We start from the raw sequence: 3,368 nt of genomic DNA, 5'->3' as shown, positions 1-3,368 counted from the left end.
TCTTCACGTCCAACTAATTGCGAAATACTGTAACCCGACGTTCCGGCGGCGAGGTGACTGCATGAAATAGATTTGTAATCCAGCATCACCACTTCATGCGGCATGGCGCCGTTGTCGTCGATGGAATGCGGATAATGATAGGAAACATCAACAATGCTCGCGCCTGTCAGTTTGATTTCATAAAAAAATTCCAACTGTCCCATTGGATTGATCCGGTAACACATAAATTTCGCCTCCAACAACTCGTTACCGTTTATTGCCATCGCTAACAGGGGAGAGGATTTATCGAGGGGCTTCACAAAGCTGACAGGGTGATGATTGACGTTCTGGTCTCGGCTCATCGCGTGACTGAGGCTTAATACCTGTATCTGATCTTCCCGTCCTACCTGATACCGGTTGCCGATAGATTCGGGTGTTGAACAGCCCGCAGAAATAAGACCTTGCTTCTTGCCTTTTAACGACAAGTAAATGAGGTATGACATGCGTGTTTCTCCTGTAACATGATGTCCAATCAATGCGCAATAAGGCATTTCATGAAGCAGGATATAACAGTTATTCTTATCGATTCCAGCATGGATAAAAGAACATCAATAAGTTTGTGATTAACGTCTCCTCTTAAACAAAATCAGATAATTACCTATTTTAAATTTCAGGTAATACCCTAAATAAAATCATGTTGACGTGATAGCTTTCCTTTTCTGGTTTGTCCGGCTTTTATTTTCCTGCCAGAGATACCCCCCTGAAAATCTTTTTTACCCTCTCAGTTATGCACCCTGTGCACAATTTCCTGAAAGCCTTGCTACCTCTGGGTTGGTCGTGATTAATAGGATATTCACTGACTGTGTCCCCTGTTCACCCCTTTTTTACACTAAATGAAGAGAATGTAGAGTTGATGTATAGTTAAAAAATAACTATACACCTATTATTTTCTTTTAAATACAGTCAGATATTCGAAATGGTGCATGGAGTGCAGACTTAAACTCAAGAAGTTTATACAGGGGATTTAAAGCCCCTGCATTCAGGCACAGAGGGCAGCCACTCTTCCGCTTCGTCTGACAGCTCAACGTTATAAATGTAGCCTTTCTTGGTTCGCACTTTCCGATATTCCTTCCGGTATTCCTGCATAATCTTCGGTATCGATTCACCAAATTTTGTCAGGGTTAACGGGCGTTCAAAGCCGTGCGCTTCCATAAAAGAAAGATAGGCATGATACAAATACATTCTCGGTGCCCGTGGGCTGATATTTTTATTTCCCATCTTCATGCCAGTCGCCTCATTGACGGAAACCAGATAACCACAAAAGCGATATAACGGATCGGAATGGCTTTTCACCGTTAACGCTTCGTTGGAATCGCGTTGCGCTTGTAGCCGCTTTTTAGCCTTGTTCTGGTCGGCAAATTCGTTTAATAAATGGCGGATAATGACAGGCAGTTCCCGGCTGATTTTCTCCGCCAATTGCGGATCTTTTTCTGACTCTTTGACCGGATGGTTAAACGGGAATATCACCCGCCGCCGTGCAATACCGCCGTTGCGTTCGGTAAAGCTCATGGGTTCGTTATTGGTGGCTAATACCACCGCCTTGATGACCGTAGAAAATTGCTTTTCGTACTTCCCGTCAACTTCAATCAGGTCACCGCCTGTAATGGCTTTGATGCCTGCTCCCTCACCGACATATTTAACCTGATCGGGCAGCGTAATCAGGCTTTTTCCGACAAACTGATAACGCCCCCGTGCTTCGTCCAAGGCTCTCATATTGCCACTGGCGGTATTGTGCTCACCCGCTAATAACGTGGCGATATAGGTAAAGATGCTTTTACCGCTGCCACCTTCGCCCGTCACTTCAATAAATAGCTGCCAGTCATAACGGTTTGCCAAAATCATAAACAGGGCGGCTTTGATTCGATTCATTTTATTTTCATTGCGTCCCGCCGCATGGGACAGCCAGCGATAAAAATCGGGGGCATGAGCCTGTAGGTTCTCATCGGTTGTGGGTGGGGTAAATTCAATGCCGTTATGGTTCATTAACCAATGTTCCGGCTGGTGAGAATAAAACTGCTTGGTTGATAAATCATACACCCCATTACAAAACCCAATTAAATCCTGCCGTTGTTCGCCGATAACCGGCACTTGTAGTTTCATGGCACAAATAGCGTTATTGATCCCGTTCGGGCTGTAAGGGGTTTCGTGTTGGTCGAAGATGGCTACCATTGCGCGGCGCAGCGCGTTATCCGACACGGTTTCCCATATCGCGCCGTTATATTGGTAAACCATTTCGCTTTCAAGGCTTACCGCCACCTTGCCGTAGCGCTCAGCCAGCAGTGCCCCGCGCTGACTGGCAGCCATTTGTGCCAGATTGTTATTGGCCTTTTTGGTCTTCACTTCGTGGATCACTGCCACTTCTTCTATTACGTCCACGGGGGCTTTTCCTCCGACCTGATATAATCCGTGATTAAATGCCTGCTTTGCTGCCTCAATACCGTGATGCTGGCGATAATCGTCCCAGTCGGCTTTCAATGCCGTAGGCGGTAACGTGACCCATCCGGTAATCGCTTTAGCGGTCTTTTCTGCCGCCATTTTGCCGACGTTCTTCTTCGGCTTGCCGTTGTTGTCCAGTTCCCCCGATTCATGCCAGTCATTATCAGCAGCAAGGATAATTTTCACGTCTGACCACCGTTCTCTCACCAGTCCGGCCACGACGGATAAATTTCCCTCATCAATCGCCGCCAGTACCCGACCTTCATGTAACTGGCTGACAGTGAGTGCCGTTGCATAACCTTCGGTAATGATGATTGTGTCCGGCGTTCCGGTAATCTCGGATACGGGGATAAAACTGCCTTTTTTCTGCGTACCAGAGACAAGGCGCTTTTCACCGTTGGGCTTGATGATCTGTGCGCCTGTGATTGTGCCGTCCAGAGTTTGAGTAACCAGCAATAAAGCGCCGTCTTTCAATAACCGCTGATTGGGGCATTGCAGCCCCTTTTTAGCCAGATATTGAGATTCACCCGTGACAGAAGTTGCAACCAGCGCCGCGATGCGTTCCGCAATGGATTTTACTGTTCGGGGCTTTTCTTTGGCGGGCTTGAATTCTGGCAAGGGAAGCGCCAGCGCACCAGAAACTAACTTAGCGGCTTCAAAAATCGTGATCCCTTTCGCCCTTGCCACTAAATCCAGCCCGTCACCGTGATTCGGCTCATCACACTGGCGACAATGCCAGTCACCGTTATGGTGATCATCAATGAAGTGGAAACGGTCAGTTCCGCCGCATATTGGGCAAGCACTATGTTTGCCCCGCGTTGGAACATCAACACCACAGGCAGGTAACAGGCTTTGCCAGTGATTTATGGCCGCGTTCTTCACGGTATGGATAA

Annotated in this window: 2 protein-coding genes; both read right to left on the bottom strand. The window is 47.4% G+C overall.

Features of this window, described 5'->3' with window-relative positions:
• Positions 1-482, bottom strand: a 482-nt coding sequence (locus Xmir_RS36360; RefSeq protein WP_099114291.1) for an Hcp family type VI secretion system effector, incomplete at its 3' end; no start/stop codon positions are given.
• Positions 483-990: 508 nt separating this feature from the next.
• A complete protein-coding gene (locus Xmir_RS36355; protein WP_099114290.1) occupies positions 991-3,366 on the bottom strand; it encodes a primase-like DNA-binding domain-containing protein in 2,376 nt (791 codons plus the stop codon).
• Positions 3,367-3,368 lie beyond the last annotated feature (2 nt).

This window comes from Xenorhabdus miraniensis (genome assembly GCF_002632615.1).
The sequence above is the reverse complement of the archived record's forward strand: the minus strand, read 5'-3'. Positions and strand labels throughout refer to the sequence as shown.